The organism is Brevibacillus sp. AG (genome assembly GCF_028369215.1).
Taxonomy (GTDB): Bacteria; Bacillota; Bacilli; order Brevibacillales; family Brevibacillaceae; genus Brevibacillus; species Brevibacillus porteri.
The window spans coordinates 199,623-214,007 of the sequence record NZ_JAQMYO010000001.1 but is presented as its reverse complement, the minus strand read 5'-3'; the positions used below and the strand labels follow the sequence as shown (position 1 = coordinate 214,007).

Annotated in this window: 17 protein-coding genes and 2 riboswitches; of the genes, 5 read left to right on the top strand and 12 right to left on the bottom strand. The window is 46.7% G+C overall.

Annotation, left to right across the window (positions count from 1 at the left end; translation table 11 throughout):
• Positions 1-282: 282 nt before the first annotated feature.
• Complete coding sequence (locus POF51_RS00905) at positions 283-657, bottom strand: hypothetical protein (protein ID WP_069844851.1); 375 nt, start codon at positions 655-657, stop codon at positions 283-285.
• Positions 658-973: 316 nt separating this feature from the next.
• On the opposite strand from POF51_RS00905, the gene POF51_RS00900 reads away from it, so the two are divergent.
• Positions 974-1,426 (top strand): SgcJ/EcaC family oxidoreductase, encoded by a 453-nt coding sequence (locus POF51_RS00900; protein ID WP_069844850.1) that lies wholly within the window; start codon positions 974-976, stop codon positions 1,424-1,426.
• Positions 1,427-1,570: 144 nt separating this feature from the next.
• Here POF51_RS00900 and POF51_RS00895 read toward each other — a convergent pair whose 3' ends face one another.
• From POF51_RS00895 to nrdI, 5 genes are all read right to left on the bottom strand, one after another.
• A complete protein-coding gene (locus POF51_RS00895; protein WP_069844849.1) occupies positions 1,571-2,065 on the bottom strand; it encodes an acyl-CoA thioesterase in 495 nt (164 codons plus the stop codon).
• 14 nt (positions 2,066-2,079) lie between these two features.
• A complete protein-coding gene (metE, locus tag POF51_RS00890; RefSeq protein ID WP_069844848.1) occupies positions 2,080-4,362 on the bottom strand; it encodes a 5-methyltetrahydropteroyltriglutamate--homocysteine S-methyltransferase in 2,283 nt (760 codons plus the stop codon).
• A 145-nt stretch (positions 4,363-4,507) separates the two neighbouring features.
• Positions 4,508-4,706: riboswitch (cobalamin riboswitch) on the bottom strand.
• Positions 4,707-4,793: 87 nt separating this feature from the next.
• The gene (gene nrdF / locus POF51_RS00885) at positions 4,794-5,744 is read right to left on the bottom strand and encodes a class 1b ribonucleoside-diphosphate reductase subunit beta (RefSeq protein WP_017249005.1); all 951 of its coding nucleotides are present in this window, start codon (positions 5,742-5,744) and stop codon (positions 4,794-4,796) included.
• Positions 5,745-5,798: 54 nt separating this feature from the next.
• Entirely contained in the window at positions 5,799-7,883 is a 2,085-nt protein-coding gene (gene nrdE, locus POF51_RS00880) for a class 1b ribonucleoside-diphosphate reductase subunit alpha (RefSeq protein WP_069844846.1), read from the bottom strand.
• Entirely contained in the window at positions 7,870-8,229 is a 360-nt protein-coding gene (gene nrdI / locus POF51_RS00875; protein WP_271753287.1) for a class Ib ribonucleoside-diphosphate reductase assembly flavoprotein NrdI, read from the bottom strand. Before nrdI ends, nrdE begins: the two co-directional genes overlap by 14 nt.
• A gap of 162 nt (positions 8,230-8,391) precedes the next feature.
• Positions 8,392-8,592, bottom strand: a riboswitch (cobalamin riboswitch).
• Positions 8,593-8,762: 170 nt separating this feature from the next.
• On the opposite strand from nrdI, the gene POF51_RS00870 reads away from it, so the two are divergent.
• Complete coding sequence (locus tag POF51_RS00870) at positions 8,763-9,584, top strand: alpha/beta hydrolase (protein WP_069844845.1); 822 nt, start codon at positions 8,763-8,765, stop codon at positions 9,582-9,584.
• A 31-nt stretch (positions 9,585-9,615) separates the two neighbouring features.
• On the opposite strand, the gene POF51_RS00865 is transcribed toward POF51_RS00870, so the two are convergent.
• The 4 genes from POF51_RS00865 to tlp form a co-directional block, all read right to left on the bottom strand.
• Positions 9,616-10,128 carry an ACT domain-containing protein gene (locus POF51_RS00865; RefSeq protein ID WP_069844844.1) on the bottom strand — a complete coding sequence of 171 codons (513 nt, stop codon included), beginning with the start codon at positions 10,126-10,128 and terminating at the stop codon, positions 9,616-9,618.
• Positions 10,129-10,167: 39 nt separating this feature from the next.
• Positions 10,168-10,497 carry a hypothetical protein gene (locus POF51_RS00860; RefSeq protein WP_144615083.1) on the bottom strand — a complete coding sequence of 110 codons (330 nt, stop codon included), beginning with the start codon at positions 10,495-10,497 and terminating at the stop codon, positions 10,168-10,170.
• Between the two features lie 21 nt (positions 10,498-10,518).
• Complete coding sequence (mnmA, locus tag POF51_RS00855) at positions 10,519-11,631, bottom strand: tRNA 2-thiouridine(34) synthase MnmA (protein ID WP_069844842.1); 1,113 nt, start codon at positions 11,629-11,631, stop codon at positions 10,519-10,521.
• Between the two features lie 139 nt (positions 11,632-11,770).
• On the bottom strand, positions 11,771-11,989 hold the full coding sequence (gene tlp / locus POF51_RS00850) for a small acid-soluble spore protein Tlp (protein WP_017249011.1): 219 nt from the start codon (positions 11,987-11,989) through the stop codon (positions 11,771-11,773).
• Positions 11,990-12,113: 124 nt separating this feature from the next.
• Here tlp and POF51_RS00845 point away from each other — a divergent pair, with 124 nt between their 5' ends.
• Positions 12,114-12,329 (top strand): hypothetical protein, encoded by a 216-nt coding sequence (locus tag POF51_RS00845; protein ID WP_069844841.1) that lies wholly within the window; start codon positions 12,114-12,116, stop codon positions 12,327-12,329.
• A gap of 3 nt (positions 12,330-12,332) precedes the next feature.
• On the opposite strand, the gene POF51_RS00840 is transcribed toward POF51_RS00845, so the two are convergent.
• Together POF51_RS00840 and POF51_RS00835 are read right to left on the bottom strand one after the other, a co-directional pair.
• Entirely contained in the window at positions 12,333-12,683 is a 351-nt protein-coding gene (locus POF51_RS00840) for a DUF952 domain-containing protein (protein WP_017249013.1), read from the bottom strand.
• A 19-nt stretch (positions 12,684-12,702) separates the two neighbouring features.
• Positions 12,703-12,948, bottom strand: a complete 246-nt coding sequence (locus POF51_RS00835; protein ID WP_017249014.1) for a hypothetical protein — start codon at positions 12,946-12,948, stop codon at positions 12,703-12,705.
• Positions 12,949-13,113: 165 nt separating this feature from the next.
• On the opposite strand from POF51_RS00835, the gene POF51_RS00830 reads away from it, so the two are divergent.
• Together POF51_RS00830 and POF51_RS00825 are read left to right on the top strand one after the other, a co-directional pair.
• On the top strand, positions 13,114-14,121 hold the full coding sequence (locus POF51_RS00830; protein ID WP_069844840.1) for a glycerophosphodiester phosphodiesterase family protein: 1,008 nt from the start codon (positions 13,114-13,116) through the stop codon (positions 14,119-14,121).
• A gap of 72 nt (positions 14,122-14,193) precedes the next feature.
• The gene (locus tag POF51_RS00825) at positions 14,194-14,382 is read left to right on the top strand and encodes a hypothetical protein (protein WP_017249016.1); all 189 of its coding nucleotides are present in this window, start codon (positions 14,194-14,196) and stop codon (positions 14,380-14,382) included.
• Positions 14,383-14,385: the final 3 nt, after the last annotated feature.

Here is a 14,385-nt window from a genome sequence, read left to right as displayed (position 1 = left end):
AGTGGATGGTGGAAAGGGAGGAAAACGTTAAAGTGGTAAGATAATAACGATTAGTTATGCGAACATTTTATTTAACATAAAAAAAGGTACAGAAAGTTACACTCTGTACCCTTTCATATCCCATACAGGAAAACAACATTTCCTACAGGGGGTTTTGAGCTCTCAACATGGGTATAATTCAATCGCGATCATATTATGCGTACATGAAGGCATATATGAAAAAGCCGCTTAACTAAACAAGCGGCTTTATGTGGCTATCTACTTCGGTCTTCTCAAATACTATCAGTTCTTACGTTGTTGTCGATGCTCATTTAGAGCATCCATCCAAATCGTAACGAGCTCCGCAAAATACTTTGTTTCAATGAACGACTCCAATTCCTCGCCAGTGTCTATACCCGCTTCTAGCTGTTCCTCAACGTATGAGTTATAAATTCGAGTATAATCCCTCCGTATTTCGGAACTGTATAAATTTCCTGTCCCTTCTGATACTTCTGTTTCCCCGGAAACAACTCGTTGTATCCTATCTAAGATTAAGTTTTTTGAAAGTTCCGATCTAACCTGGCCTTCCAAATACTCTTCCACTAAGGTGAGGTGATCAGGTAAGCTTATTCGTAGTTTATCAGCTTTATCATCGAAAAAAATTTTGTAAGGTATCATAAGAATCCTCCTAGATTACGGTTCATAAATTGGGTAAGCTGTAGTAATCCTTCCATCTTTGTCTAGCCACATTTCAATTTTAATGCCAGATGAATGACTACCTTCCCATTTTTGTATCATTTCCGTTCCATTTTTCTTTATGGAGGGAAATAGCAGTCATTACATCATCTGTTGACCTGTGTTTTGGAAAGAAGCTTGAGTTCTCACCCTTCCTGACATAAGATTCTCCACGCTGAGTATGACAGCGGCTTTTTTGCATGCAAAAGATCGTTTATGATAAGCTATCTTCCAATTGGAAAAGCAGGAGGAAACAAACATGCAAAAAACAACAAGCGCAAATGCGATACGCACCCTTTATGAGCAACTCATCACAGGCTGGAATGATCGCAGTGCTACCGGCATGTCCACTCCTTTTGCAACAGAAGGTGAATTGATTGGCTTTGATGGCAGTCAGATCATTGGGCGTGACGAGATTTTCAGTCATCTCGACGAAATTTTCTCCCATCATCAAACACCTCCCTTTGTCTATAAAATCCGGTCGGTACGGTTGTTGAGCGAAGAAGTTGGTATCGTCCGAGCAATAGCAGGCATGATTCCACCAGGAAAAAGCGAGTTGGACCCCGCATTGAATACGCATCAGACGCTCGTAGCGGCAAAGCAAGGCGACAAATGGGAAGTCACACTCTTTCAAAATACCCCTGCTCAGTTCCACGGTAGACCCGAGCTAGTCGAGCAGTTTACAGAAGAGCTGCGGCAAGGGTTGCTTTAAGGAGGGACTTACGCATCATGCATCATGCAGTATGCGTTTTACGAAATGGAAGTCATTTTGAATTTTTGAAAATGGTGTATGAATGCGAATAAAGATGCCTCCAGTAACCTGTTGCATACAAGGTCAATGGAGGCATCGTCTTCTTTACATCTCTACCTTACGCTTTCTTCTCAATTCATGGCGTTCCTTTGCTTTTTCATACTGTATGCGCTCTTCTTCTGTATCAGGAATGACACCAGGTACGATCGTCGGCTTTCCTTGATCGTCGAGGGCAATCATCGTCAGATACGCACGTGCTGTCATGCGCTTTTCCCCCGTCAACAAGTTCTCCGCTTCCACTCTCACGAATACCTCCATCGATGTCTTATGAGTCCAGGTGACATAGGCCTCCAGGTTGATCGCTTCCCCTGTTTTGATTGGTGCGAGAAAATCGAAGGAATCACTGGACGCAGTGACAACAGGTTTACGGCAATGTCGCATGGCTGCGATGCAGGCGATCTTGTCTACATATGCCATGACTTTCCCGCCGAAAATGGTATGGTGGTGATTGGTATCCGGTGGCAAGACGAGATCAGTCAAAAAGGTTCTCGATTGTTGGATCGGTCGTGCTTCTGTCATCATTTGTGTGGCTCCTCTCATCGTGTGCACCTTCCCTACTGGGATGTCAAACGATTCCGAATCGCCTTCGTTGCCGCAACCATGTTTCGTAATGACTGAACGGTTTCTTCTCTCCCTCTTGTCTTCAGCCCGCAATCCGGGTTAATCCAAAATTGATCGGGTGGAAGTACTTGTACACCCCGTGCTACCATATCTTCCATTTCTGAGACAGCTGGAATTCGGGGGCTATGGATATCATATACGCCGAGCCCGATGCCTTTGTCATACGTACCTGTTTCGAACACAGACACGAGCTCTCCATGGCTGCGGGAAGTCTCAATCGAAATTACATCGGCATCGAGTTCGCTGATGACATCCATAAAATCATGGAATTCGCAATAGCACATATGGGTATGAATTTGGGTACTTGGTGCAACGGTAGAGGTCGCTAGACGAAACGCTCTGACGGCCCATTCGAGATAAGCTGCTTGCTCTTCTTTTTTGAGCGGCAATCCTTCGCGCAGTGCTGGCTCATCGACTTGGATCATGAGAATACCCGCCTCTTCCAAGGCTTCTACTTCTTTTCGCAATGCCAAGGCGATTTGCTCGCACACTTCTTGTCTGGAGACATCGACCCGCGCGAACGACCAATTCAAAATGGTCGCTGGACCAGTTAACATACCCTTCATTGGTTTGTCCGTCAATGATTTTGCATACACACTTTCTTTGACTGTCATTGGTGCAACAAACTCCACATCTCCGTAAATAACAGGTGGCTTTACGCAACGGGAGCCATACGACTGCACCCAGCCATTTTTCGTGAACAAAAAGCCATCGAGCTTTTCTCCAAAATATTCGACCATATCTGTTCGTTCGAACTCCCCATGGACGAGGACATCCAGACCGAGCTCTTCTTGTATATCGATCCATTCCTTGATTTGCGCTTGAATGAAAGCATCATATTGCTCCGCTGCCCAGTTACCTTTTTTAAACTGTTGTCGGGCTTGGCGAACCTCTGACGTCTGCGGGAAGCTACCAATTGTGGTCGTTGGCAGCAGTGGCAACTTCCACGTATTTTGTTGAATCTCACGACGTTCTTGGTATGGAACGCTTCTTTCAGGTTTTCCAGCTGCCATTTGGCGTAGCTCATTCTTCACTTCTTGACGATTCCTCGCTGGGGATAGTGCCAGCTTGAGCAAGTCCGCTTCATTTTGAGCAATCTCTTTTGAAATGACATATTTTCCATATCGGAATCCTTGGACTAAAAGCTGAACTTCCCCCAACTTTTCATCCGCAAAAGCCAATGCAGGCATGACTTCCTCAGGCAAGTCCGTCTCTGCTTCAACCGATACTGGTACATGCAATAAGCTACTGGACGGCTGCAACCACAGCTTTTCGAGTGGAACAATCTCGGAAATTTCTTTGACCAGTTCCCACTTCTCCTCAATCGATGCACGCCATATGTTTCGACCGTCGATGATTCCCGCTGCGAGAATCTTTTCTGCTGGAAACCCGTGTGTTTTGAGATTGGTCAGATTACGCTTCGCTCCGTGTACAAAATCAAGACCGATTCCTTTTACCGGTAAGGAAACTAGCTCCTCATACCAATCCACCGCTTCAAAATAAGTTTGCAGCATGCACTGGAGATGCGGTAGTGCTTGACCGATTTGCGTATAGATACGTTTGATGATGGCGCGATCATGCACCGAGACATCCAGTACAAATGCAGGCTCATCGATTTGCACCCAATCCACGCCGTGCAGCTCCAACTCCCGGAGAACTTCTATGTAAAGCGGAACGAGTTGATCCACGATGGGCTCAAATTCGTTTTTCTCATATCCTTTGGACAATTTGACAAACGTATACGGGCCTACAATGACAGGCTTTCCGATGATCCCAAACTTTTCTTTGGCCTCCAAATATGCCTGGAGAGGCTTGTTCTCCGTAATGGATGGTTGGCGTTCACCGAACTCCGGGACGATATAATGGTAGTTCGTGTTAAACCATTTCGTCATTTCACTGGCGACAGCTTCCTTCGAACCGCGAGCCATGGCGAAGTATGTGGCTAACGAAACCGGGCCACCCTCGTATTCATAACGCTTGGGGATCATTCCAAACATCACAGCCATATCCAGCATGTGATCGTAGTTCGTAAAGTCACCCACAGGGATCAGCTCGACCCCTTTTTCCTGCTGACTCAGTAGATGTTGATGACGGATTTGTTCCATTTGCTGCTCCAAGCTCACCTCATCGATGGTGCCTGCCCAAAATGCTTCCAATGCCTTTTTCCACTCGCGGTTCTTCCCGATCCGTGGATATCCCAAATTGCTGCTTTTCATGAGCTTCCTCTCCATTCTTTATTCGATCTTGATTTGAATCCGCCCAATAAAAAAGGCATCTCCAACGATCAAAAAGAACGTTAGAAATGCCAAATAAGCACTGAGATCACAGCATCCTAACACCTCCCTATCTCCCGTAGGTTAAGCAGTGTCGTCGAAACAGGCAGGTCTCCTGACTTTGGGATCATCATCTGCACATGCCTTCCCAATCCGTTTGGATCAGTGGCTGAAAAATGTGCCGACTCCCCTCATACAGTGGCGGGACCGTGTCGGATTCTCACCGACTTCCCTTTTCATCCTTGGTCAAGCTTGATGACCAAAGAACCTGTTTCCACTCTTATGAAATTGTCATGGTTCTGTGAAGTGCCCCCCATAAACTAGCAGGGCAGCATACTGTTCATACAGTAACACAGAATCCATTTTTTGTCATACTAAAATTTAAAATCATCATCGGTCAACGGCTCTACGTTTAGCGTGCGGACATAACCATTTCCTTTTTTCGAGAAGAAGTCATGCTGCTTCGTCTGCGTGCGAATGCCGTTCAGTACGATCGGGTTCACTTCTTCCTCTGGAAATAACGGGTCCAGCCCCAGATTCATCAATGCTTTGTTCGCGTTGTAACGCACGTACACATGAACCTCGTCAGCCAATCCGATTTCCGTATACAACGAAGTCGTATAGGCCTCTTCATTTTCTTGCAGCTCATGCAAAAGGGCATACAGCTCCTCTTTTGCTGCGGTCTGCTCGACCACGCTCAGACCTTGATATACTTCTTGCGCGAGAACGCCGACATAGAGTCCGTGGATGCTCTCGTCGCGAACAATCAGGTCGATAATTTCCCCGCTGCTTGTCATCTTTCCTTGCCCCGCCAAATAGAGCGGATAGAAGAAGCCGCTGTAAAACAGATAGCTTTCCAGGAAGACAGAGGCTACCATCGCCATGTACAAGTCTTTCGGTTTCTCAATTTCTTGATAGCGTTTCGAGATGAGGGCCGCTTTCTTTTGCAGATGCGGGTTGTTTTCCACCCACGAAAAAATACCGTCAATCTCTTCTGTCGATGCCAGCGTTGTAAAAATACTGCTGTACGATTTGGCATGGATTTGCTCCATCATGCCCATGAAGGCGAGAACCGCTTTTCTTTGCAGTCCATCGACATGCTCCATGATCTTCGGCATCCCTACTCCACCCTGGACCGTATCCAGCAAGGTGAGACCCCCCAATACTTTTTTATACGTGTCCCGTTCAGTCGCACTGAGCTCCATCCAGGACATCTTGTCATCTGACAGTGGGATCTCATCATCCGTCCAGAACTGCATGATGTTCTGATTCCAAAACGTCATCGTAAAATCGTCGTCCGGCCTGTTCCAATTGACTGCTTTCATATGGCGTTCCTCTTCTCTTTTTGCTGATGCTTTTCCTTTTGTGAAGCTCGTTCACTAAATCGCGCAGCTAATGCACTCTTCTACAGTCAAATGCTTCGTACGCGTATAGTAGAGTGACTTCAGACCTTTTTTCGCTGCGTAAATGTAATAGCGAGCCAGTTCTCTGGTTGAAATATTGCTGTTCACGTGCAGCACAGTCGAAATTCCTTGGTCAATGTGCTCTTGAATTTCGGCAATCAGATCAATCACTTTGAATTGATCGATCACATACGCCGATTTGTAGTAAAAATAGTTTTCCTGCGACAAGTACGGCATCGGGTAATACGTCGTAGAGTTGGCATACGTTCTCGTTTCGATGTGCTCAACGATTGGCATCACGCTAGAAGTCGCATTCTGAATGTAGGAAATACTCTGTGTCGGTGCAATTGCCAAACGGTACGCATGGTAAACGCCATACTTTTGCACCTTTTGCTGTAGTTCCGCCCAATCCTCTGACGTCGGAATGTGCATTCCTTCAAAGAGAAGCTTTGCTTTTTCCGTCCGCGGGCTGTAATCGTTCGTCAAATACTTGTTAAAATAAGTGCCTTTTGCATATTCCGATTGTTCAAAGCCCAAGAAGGTCTTGCCTGTTTCCTTGGCAATTTCCATGCTTTTTTCCAAGGAGTAGAAGTTCATCATCATGAAAAACGTACGAGCGAAATCCTTGGCTTCTTCACTTTCGTAAGCGATTCTGTTCTTTGCCAGATAACCGTTCAGGTTCATCGCACCGAGACCTACTGAGTGCAGCTCACTGTTTGCCTTTTGAACGCCTGGAGCGTTTTCTACACGCGTCATGTCACTCACGGCTGTAATGGCTTCGATTCCTTCGTGGACGGATTCACGGATCATTTTGCGTTCCATCACGTTGACGATATTGAGCGATGCTAGATTGCAGCTAATATCGCGACGGATGATATCCATCTCGCCGTAATTGGTGATCGTCGAAGTCTCCTGCAACTGGAAGATTTCCGTGCACAGGTTGGACATTTTCACCGAACCAAGATCTTTCAGTGCATGGTTGTTGTTCGCATTCGTTTTGTTCATGATGTACGGATAGCCCGATTCCATTTGAATCATCGCGATTTTGGTCAACATCTCGCGTGCGCTCATCACGGTCTTTTTCTTGATGCGATCGTTTGCCAAGAGCTCCTCGTACATGTCATCGAGGTCCATATCATCCAGATGCACACCGTATTCTTTGTACACGGAGTACGGAGCAAACACATTCAATGGCTTGTTTTCCTCAGCCAGCTTGTAGAACACGTTTGGTACGATCAGGCCGATGGACAATGTTTTGATGCGTGCTTTTTCATCGGCATTGATCTTTTTGCAATCGAGAAACTCGTTGATATCCCAACCGAAGATGTTGTAGTACGCTGCACCCGAGCCTTTACGTTGCCCCATTTGATCTGCGTAGGAAAACGCATCTTCCAACAGCTTGAGAACGGGCATAACACCTTTTGCTGCGCCCTCGACGCCTTTGATCGGCTCTCCTCGTCCGCGGAGCTTGGACAAGTTCACGGCCACACCGCCGCCAATTTTGGATAGCTGCATACAAGTTCCCAAAATAAAGTTGATGGAGTTCAGTGAATCATCCATTTCGAGCAAGAAGCAGGAGACCATTTCTCCACGGCGGCTTTTGCCTGCATTCAGGAAGGTTGGTGTCGCTGGTTGCAAGCGTTGATCCATCATGGATACTGTCAAACGCTTGGCGAGCTCAAAGTCACCTTGTCCAAGGGACAGTGCCACAACGGCCACCCGGTCTGGATACTGCTCCAAATACATCGATTTATCGTTCGTTTTCAAAGCGTAATCTTTATAAAATTTGGAGATAGCCATGTACGAAGCAAATTGAAAATCAGCGTCATAGGCCAAACGGTAAACTTCATCGACCTGCTCAACAGTGTATGTTTCATAGACGTTTTCATAGAAGTCATTCTCGATCAAATAGTCCATGCGCTCTTTGACACTGCCAAAAGTCATCGTATTGGACTGCACTTCTTCCATGAAGACCGCAACCGCTTCCCGATCCTTTTCCAGTTGATAAAATCCGTCATTGCCACGCTGCATCAGTTCGTTGTTCAATTCAATATGCCGCAATTGCTGCCACCCCACTCGTAAATTGTTCCACGTCACGGCCGGTACCGGACAGTTCAAATTTAGAAATCACCGGAACGCCATATTGGCTCGCGATCGTATCCGCGCTTTTGGCAAAGCTGGTTCCCCAGTTGCGGTTACCGCTGGCGGATACTCCCCGCAGATGGACATGATTTCGCTTCAGGAACGTCGCCACCTTCTCCGGCACTTGTCCGAATCCCGTCGTGTATGTTATCAAAATGAATGGCTCGTCCAACACCATATCTTGACTAATTTCCACATGTGGCAAATTAATTTTGTTGACGAATCTTCGGACGTTTCCTGTTTTTGAATCATAAGCGATTAGCATGTCCCTCATCCTATCCCCTGCTATTTTTACTCTGTATGTATGTTATTTAGCCAAAGTAAAAGCGCATCCGACGTTTACATGCCGAATGCGCGTGATGACTTCCATCAGCAATTCGCCAATACGAATTGCGCGCTCGAACACTTCCCTATCTCCCGTAGGTTAAACAGTGCAAGCGGTTAGGCAGGTCTCCTGGCTTTAGGATCATCGCTCCATTTTCACCTTCCCGATCCCTCAAGATCAGTGGCATTCTTTCCCCAAATGGAACTCTCTCATTACAGTGGCGGGACCGCGTCGGATTCTCACCGACTTCCCTATTAAGTCTACCAAATCTGGCTGGTAAACACCTCACCGCATCAATATGTAGTTGGTAAAACTTACTTTACCTCAATATATCGTAGGAGTCAAGCTCAGTATGCGCTCTTTTCGAAAACTAACTATTCTCCTTTTTCGGCTATTGCCAATCTCTGGTTATCGTTCATATAATAGATTTTGTGTGCGTTGGTTAGCCTTGGATAGATTGGAGAGTAGCCCTCATGAAAAGCACCGACTATCAACCTGTCGTCATTCCTCGTTCTTACAGTAAAATCATGACTTATCAAGAGCGTGACTATCACATTTTCGTAAGTATACCTGCCGATCCCCCTCCGGAATCAGGCTTTCCCGTCATATATTTGCTAGATGGCAACTCTGTTTTTGCAACCATGACCGAAGCGATACGGATACAATCACGTGGCCCTGAACGAACTGGCGTGTATCCTGCTATCATCGTCGGGATTGGGTATCCAACGGACGGTCCGTACCACCCTGCCCGTTTCTTTGATTACACGTATGAAGTTCCCGTCTCAGAGCTTCCTGGCAACCCACAAGGAGCAGACTGGCCTCAGATGGGGGGAGCAGAGCAGTTCCTCACCTTTTTAGAGGAGGAGCTCAAGCCGAGTATCGAAAACGACTTCCCCATCGATCGGACGCAACAAGCGATTTTTGGACATTCGTTAGGTGGCTTGTTTGTCTTGCATGTACTTTTGTCGAGACCACACGCTTTTCAGCGTTATATAGCTGGCAGTCCTTCGATCCATTGGAATGAGAGCGTACTGCTTGCGAAGGAGAGTCAATTACCGAGCCTGCTGACAGATGACCTCGACGTCCATGCACTCCTCACCATCGGGGAGTTGGAAAACGATGGGCGATTCTTGGTCAAAGAAAAATCTCTGGCGATGATCGAACGATTGTCCTCCATGGGCAAAGGTCAGATCAAGGCATCCTTTAAAGAATTTGCTGACGAAAATCATTCGTCCGTCTTGCCAGTCTTAATTAGCCAAGGACTCAAATTCGCTACGAAAAAAACTGCCCGCTAAAAACGGGCAGTTTTTGTTTATCATGATTCGCTTACTGTAGAGATAACACTTTGGTGATTTGGGGCAGCTCTTCGATGGCAGATACAATCGTCGGTGTAATCTCTTCATCGGTCACAGAGATAAGCAGGGCATTCTTCCCTTTTTGCTCACGCGATACATTCAACTTGGAAACATTGATTTGATGTTCGGCCAGTTTTCGTGAGACATCATAAATCACACCTGGATAATCGATATGGCGAACCAACAATCCATGGGCCCCTGGAGGTATGCGACACGCACAGTAATTGATTTCACTGATGTACACTTCTCTCCAATCTTGCGCCAAGGTGTACTTATTCGCTCCTACCCGCAACACCGCCAAATGATTCGCATATTCGCCGGAGCTATGTTGGACAGGAACCTTCGTCCCGAGTCCTTCCACTAACTGCGTTGCGATTTCCTCTTTATTTTCATGAGCAAGAATACTTAATTGTGCACTCGCTAACTCTGGCTCGAGTCTTTGAATCAGTTCAGCTAGTTCACGCAGTCCAGCATATTGGGTCATGTGTTGCCTTCACTCTCCCAGTCAGGTTTATCCTTGTTTTCACGGCAGAATCCAAGCTTCCGGCTCTTTCTTGATGGAGGATTCGTTATCAGCACGATACCAAGCCGTCAACGTTTGTCCATCTTTCGTATAGTAGATTCGGTAGATGGTATTGCCTTTTCCGCTATTGGTAAAAGGACTTTCCTCCTTCGGAACCGCTGTCACTCCACCCGCAACTACAACCCCGCCGTTCTCCTTGATGACGTTTTGGATCGTCGCCATATGCTCTTTACCCATGGAGGCCATCCCGAAATAAGAGATGATCGCCAAGAGAACCGCTCCCGCCAAAAACGAAACGATAATCACTTTTGATTTTTTCGTAGCATCCACCGAGTGCTTCCCCCGTCTATCTTAGTTCTCTTTATCAACTAAGCGTACCTTGTCAATCGTACCGCCACCCAAGCACACTTCCCCATCGTAGAAGACGACAGCCTGACCAGGTGTTACCGCCTTTTGCGGCTGGTCAAAAATGACCTCCACGTTTCCGTCCTCCAGCAGGTGAATAGTTACTCCCTGATCTGGCTGGCGATAACGGAATTTCGCTGTACAAGTAAACGTTTCGGAAGGCTTCTTATCACTCACCCAGCTAACGTTGGTTGCCAAGAGGCTCTTCGAGTACAGACGAATATGATCAGAGCCTTCACCTACGATCAGGACATTACGCTCCAGATCTTTGTCTACAACAAACCAAGGCTGTCCGCTCGTGCCATGACCTCCACCTATTCCTAAGCCTTGTCGTTGACCCAATGTATAGTACATCAGTCCGTCGTGCGTGCCGATGATTGCTCCTTCTACGGTCTCGATATTTCCTGGTTTGGCAGGCAAATAGTTTTGCAGGAACTCACGGAAGTTGCGCTCTCCAATAAAGCAGATCCCTGTACTATCCTTCTTTTTCGCTGTATAGAGTCCTGCTTTCTCTGCGATCTCCCTTACTTGAGGTTTCGGGAGATGACCAATCGGGAACATCGTTTTGGAAAGCTGTTCTTGGCCCAATACATTCAAGAAGTAAGTCTGATCCTTGTTGTTGTCAGCGCCACGAATGAGTTTGTATTCGCCATCAATGTGCTTGACCTGCGCGTAATGGCCGGTGGCAATATAATCCGCCCCAAGATCCATGACCTTGGCAAGAAGCTCGCCGAACTTGATTTCACGGTTGCACATGACATCCGGATTCGGTGTACGGCCTCGTTTATATTCATCCAAAAAATACTGGAATACCTTATCCATGTATTCTTTTTCAAAGTTTACCGTGTAATATGGAATGCCGATCTGTTCACAGACGCGCCGGACATCCTGGAAGTCTTCTTCCGCCGTGCAGTGGCCGAATTCATCGGTATCATCCCAGTTTTTCATGAAGATGCCGATGACGTCATATCCCTGTTGTTTAAGCAGGTAAGCCGTCACGGAGGAGTCGACTCCGCCGGACATGCCGACAACGACGCGTGTATCTTCTGGTCGCTTCATAAGTCTTTCTCCTCTTATTCAATTTGTACCATTACAGATTACCATGTTTCGCAAAACAAATCATGTTTTGTTACACTTTTGCCCAATAGAATGAAAAAACGCCTGACGCATAGTTGGCGCCAGACGTTTGGTAGTAAGGTTAAGCCTGCGAAGATTCATCCTTGATTTCCGCGCGATATCCCTCGATGCTTTCTTCACGACGCTGATTTTTCGCTTCGAGGTTTGTTCTTTCCTCCTCGGAAATCTCGCCAGCATTAGCCGCTAGGTAAGCTTCGGACTCACGAATGTTCTCTTCCGTATTAGAAATCATGTTTTGCAGCTTTTCTGCGTTGTCAGAACGGTCATCCGGCTTCGCCATGATCGATATGCCTCCTACAAAGGGTTATATGCAACACCTTTACCATTGTGCGCCAATCATGGTTTCTTTATGTACCCGTGTTATAATAGAAGAAACGGATTAAACGAAAAAGAGGGTTTCCCCTATGGCTTCCTTAGATTTGCTGGAAAGAAAGCTGCTTCGGATCATCTCTGATACAGATCCCGTCCGCCTGAAACGACAATGGGTGAAGGGGCAAAAGGTACCTGTATCCGAGGTGGAACAGCGCATGCGAATCGATCTTCTCTTGCGCAGACTCGACAAGCTACCTGAGGCCAAGCGCCAAGAAGTGCTTGCGCTACTCAAATGGTTTAACTGGTAGAGATTAGCGGATGGACGTTCCCAGACGCCACTGGCCGTCTATCCGATTTAATTGCTTCATATCCACAATCGCATCTTGATTCAACGGTCCGTAGATGTGCGGATACAGCAATCCATCCTTCGCTGCCTCGTATTTTACTTCCGAAGTCGTTTTGGTTTCATCGACAACGAGTACATACAACTCCTCGTCAAACTGTGCGTAGACGCGGTTTGCTACCTTTTCAAGCAGCTCGTCCCCTTTTGTCGCGTGAATAAAGCCTTCCTGCTCGTAATCGCGCGGTAAGTAGTGATCCTTGTCCATCCACTTTTCCCAATATGCTTTTGGTACCATGCAGTAAATGATAGAGTCTTGCATGTTTCTCCTCCAAATTTGATTATTTTTTTGGCATTGCTTTGTTCAGGTGACGCATAGCTTTATCATAGAACATCTGGTCCATCTGCCCTTGATCATATCGCCATTGAATAAAGTTACGCAGAGAGTGCAAATCCACCCAGGCATCCTTCGCTTGCGGATTGCGGTCAGGTACGTCTCCTGTTATTTCACCCTCGTAGACAAGCTTCGCCATCTCGGTTGGGTGCATGCCGATCTGATAAGCGATTTGGTGTAATGCGATTTTCATGGAACCTCCCCTTGCTTTCGCATGGATACATCTTATCTTCCGTCTATTGTGCCAGTCTTTTCGAATGATGCCAAGCCCCTAGCACTACTCCCAAAGGTTGTACCTTCCTCCCTTGCGTTTTGCTACAATGAACACAGTATTACAAGGAAGGGGCGGTATCCCATCATGTCAAAACAACGAGATCAACCACGAAAGAGATGGTTCCAGCGAAAACGCATCTGGATTCCCCTTCTTTTCATCGCATTCCTGTTTCTGGGTAACAGCTCTTATTTTGCAAAAGAGCCTGAAGGCGAGCCTTTTTTACTTGCTCACCGCGGGATGGCACAAACCTTTCATATGGAGAACATCACCAATGAAACTTGTACGGCAGAACGGATTTATCCACCGGAGCACCCGTACCTGGAAAATACGATTCCTTCCATGAAAGCGGCTTTTGATGCAGGCGCGGACGTCGTCGAGCTCGATGTGCAATGGACCAAAAACAATCGATTCGCCGTGTTTCATGACTGGACGCTCGACTGTCGGACAAATGGTACAGGTGTCACGAGAGATTATACCTTGGCCGAATTACAACAGCTCGACATTGGCCACAATTACACAGCGGATGAAGGGAAGACCTTTCCCTTCCGTGGAAAAGGGATTGGTATGATGCCCTCTCTCGATGATGTGCTACAAACTTTCCCTGATCGCTCCCTGCTTATTCATATCAAAAGCAATGACCCACTTGAGGGGAAAGCGTTGGCGGATGTTTTGGCAGCATTGCCCGCTGAACGATTGGCACAGCTTTCTGTTTATGGCGGTGACAATCCTATTGAGATACTGAAACAACAAATGCCAGAGCTGCGTGTCATGTCCAAAGCATCACTAAAAAGCTGCCTCATTCCGTACATGGCAGTAGGTTGGTCTGGATATGTGCCCGATGCTTGTTCACAGACTCAACTACATATTCCCGATCAGATTGCCCCATGGCTCTGGGGTTGGCCGAATCGTTTCATGGCAAGAATGGAAGCAAAAGACACCCGCGTGATCTTAGTCGCAGGCAGTGGAGATGTGTCGCAAGGCTTTGATGTTCCGACTGATTTAAAACGAGTGCCTGCAAGCTTTACAGGGGGCATATGGACGAACCGGATTGATCTGATCGGTCCAGCCTTTCACGAAAACGTAGAAAAATAATGAAACGATTCTCTAACATATTCGTATATACTTATACGGAATAGACTTCCAACCTAACTAGGAGTGATTGATATGCTCAAGAAGCTTTTGAAAAATTTACTCGGTAATCACTCATCTTCGCACAAGTACCGGAAATACAGCAGCAGCGATTACAAACATCGCAGAAAATACAGCTCTAGTAGTAATCGGTACGGCCATTCCCATCACGGCAGCTCTCATTATAAAAGAAAGCGTTCCAGCCGTAGCTTCTTCAGTAGTTAAACA

Excerpts from the sequence above, each read along its gene's own strand:
- POF51_RS00905 (WP_069844851.1), bottom strand. The coding sequence starts at position 657 with ATGATACCTTACAAAATTTTTTTCGATGATAAAGCTGATAAACTACGA.
- POF51_RS00900 (WP_069844850.1), top strand. The coding sequence starts at position 974 with ATGCAAAAAACAACAAGCGCAAATGCGATACGCACCCTTTATGAGCAA.
- POF51_RS00895 (WP_069844849.1), bottom strand. The coding sequence starts at position 2,065 with ATGAGAGGAGCCACACAAATGATGACAGAAGCACGACCGATCCAACAA.
- metE (WP_069844848.1), bottom strand. The coding sequence starts at position 4,362 with ATGAAAAGCAGCAATTTGGGATATCCACGGATCGGGAAGAACCGCGAG.
- nrdF (WP_017249005.1), bottom strand. The coding sequence starts at position 5,744 with ATGAAAGCAGTCAATTGGAACAGGCCGGACGACGATTTTACGATGACG.
- nrdI (WP_271753287.1), bottom strand. The coding sequence starts at position 8,229 with ATGCTAATCGCTTATGATTCAAAAACAGGAAACGTCCGAAGATTCGTC.
- POF51_RS00870 (WP_069844845.1), top strand. The coding sequence starts at position 8,763 with ATGAAAAGCACCGACTATCAACCTGTCGTCATTCCTCGTTCTTACAGT.
- POF51_RS00865 (WP_069844844.1), bottom strand. The coding sequence starts at position 10,128 with ATGACCCAATATGCTGGACTGCGTGAACTAGCTGAACTGATTCAAAGA.
- mnmA (WP_069844842.1), bottom strand. The coding sequence starts at position 11,631 with ATGAAGCGACCAGAAGATACACGCGTCGTTGTCGGCATGTCCGGCGGA.
- tlp (WP_017249011.1), bottom strand. The coding sequence starts at position 11,989 with ATGGCGAAGCCGGATGACCGTTCTGACAACGCAGAAAAGCTGCAAAAC.
- POF51_RS00845 (WP_069844841.1), top strand. The coding sequence starts at position 12,114 with ATGGCTTCCTTAGATTTGCTGGAAAGAAAGCTGCTTCGGATCATCTCT.
- POF51_RS00840 (WP_017249013.1), bottom strand. The coding sequence starts at position 12,683 with ATGCAAGACTCTATCATTTACTGCATGGTACCAAAAGCATATTGGGAA.
- POF51_RS00835 (WP_017249014.1), bottom strand. The coding sequence starts at position 12,948 with ATGAAAATCGCATTACACCAAATCGCTTATCAGATCGGCATGCACCCA.
- POF51_RS00830 (WP_069844840.1), top strand. The coding sequence starts at position 13,114 with ATGTCAAAACAACGAGATCAACCACGAAAGAGATGGTTCCAGCGAAAA.
- POF51_RS00825 (WP_017249016.1), top strand. The coding sequence starts at position 14,194 with ATGCTCAAGAAGCTTTTGAAAAATTTACTCGGTAATCACTCATCTTCG.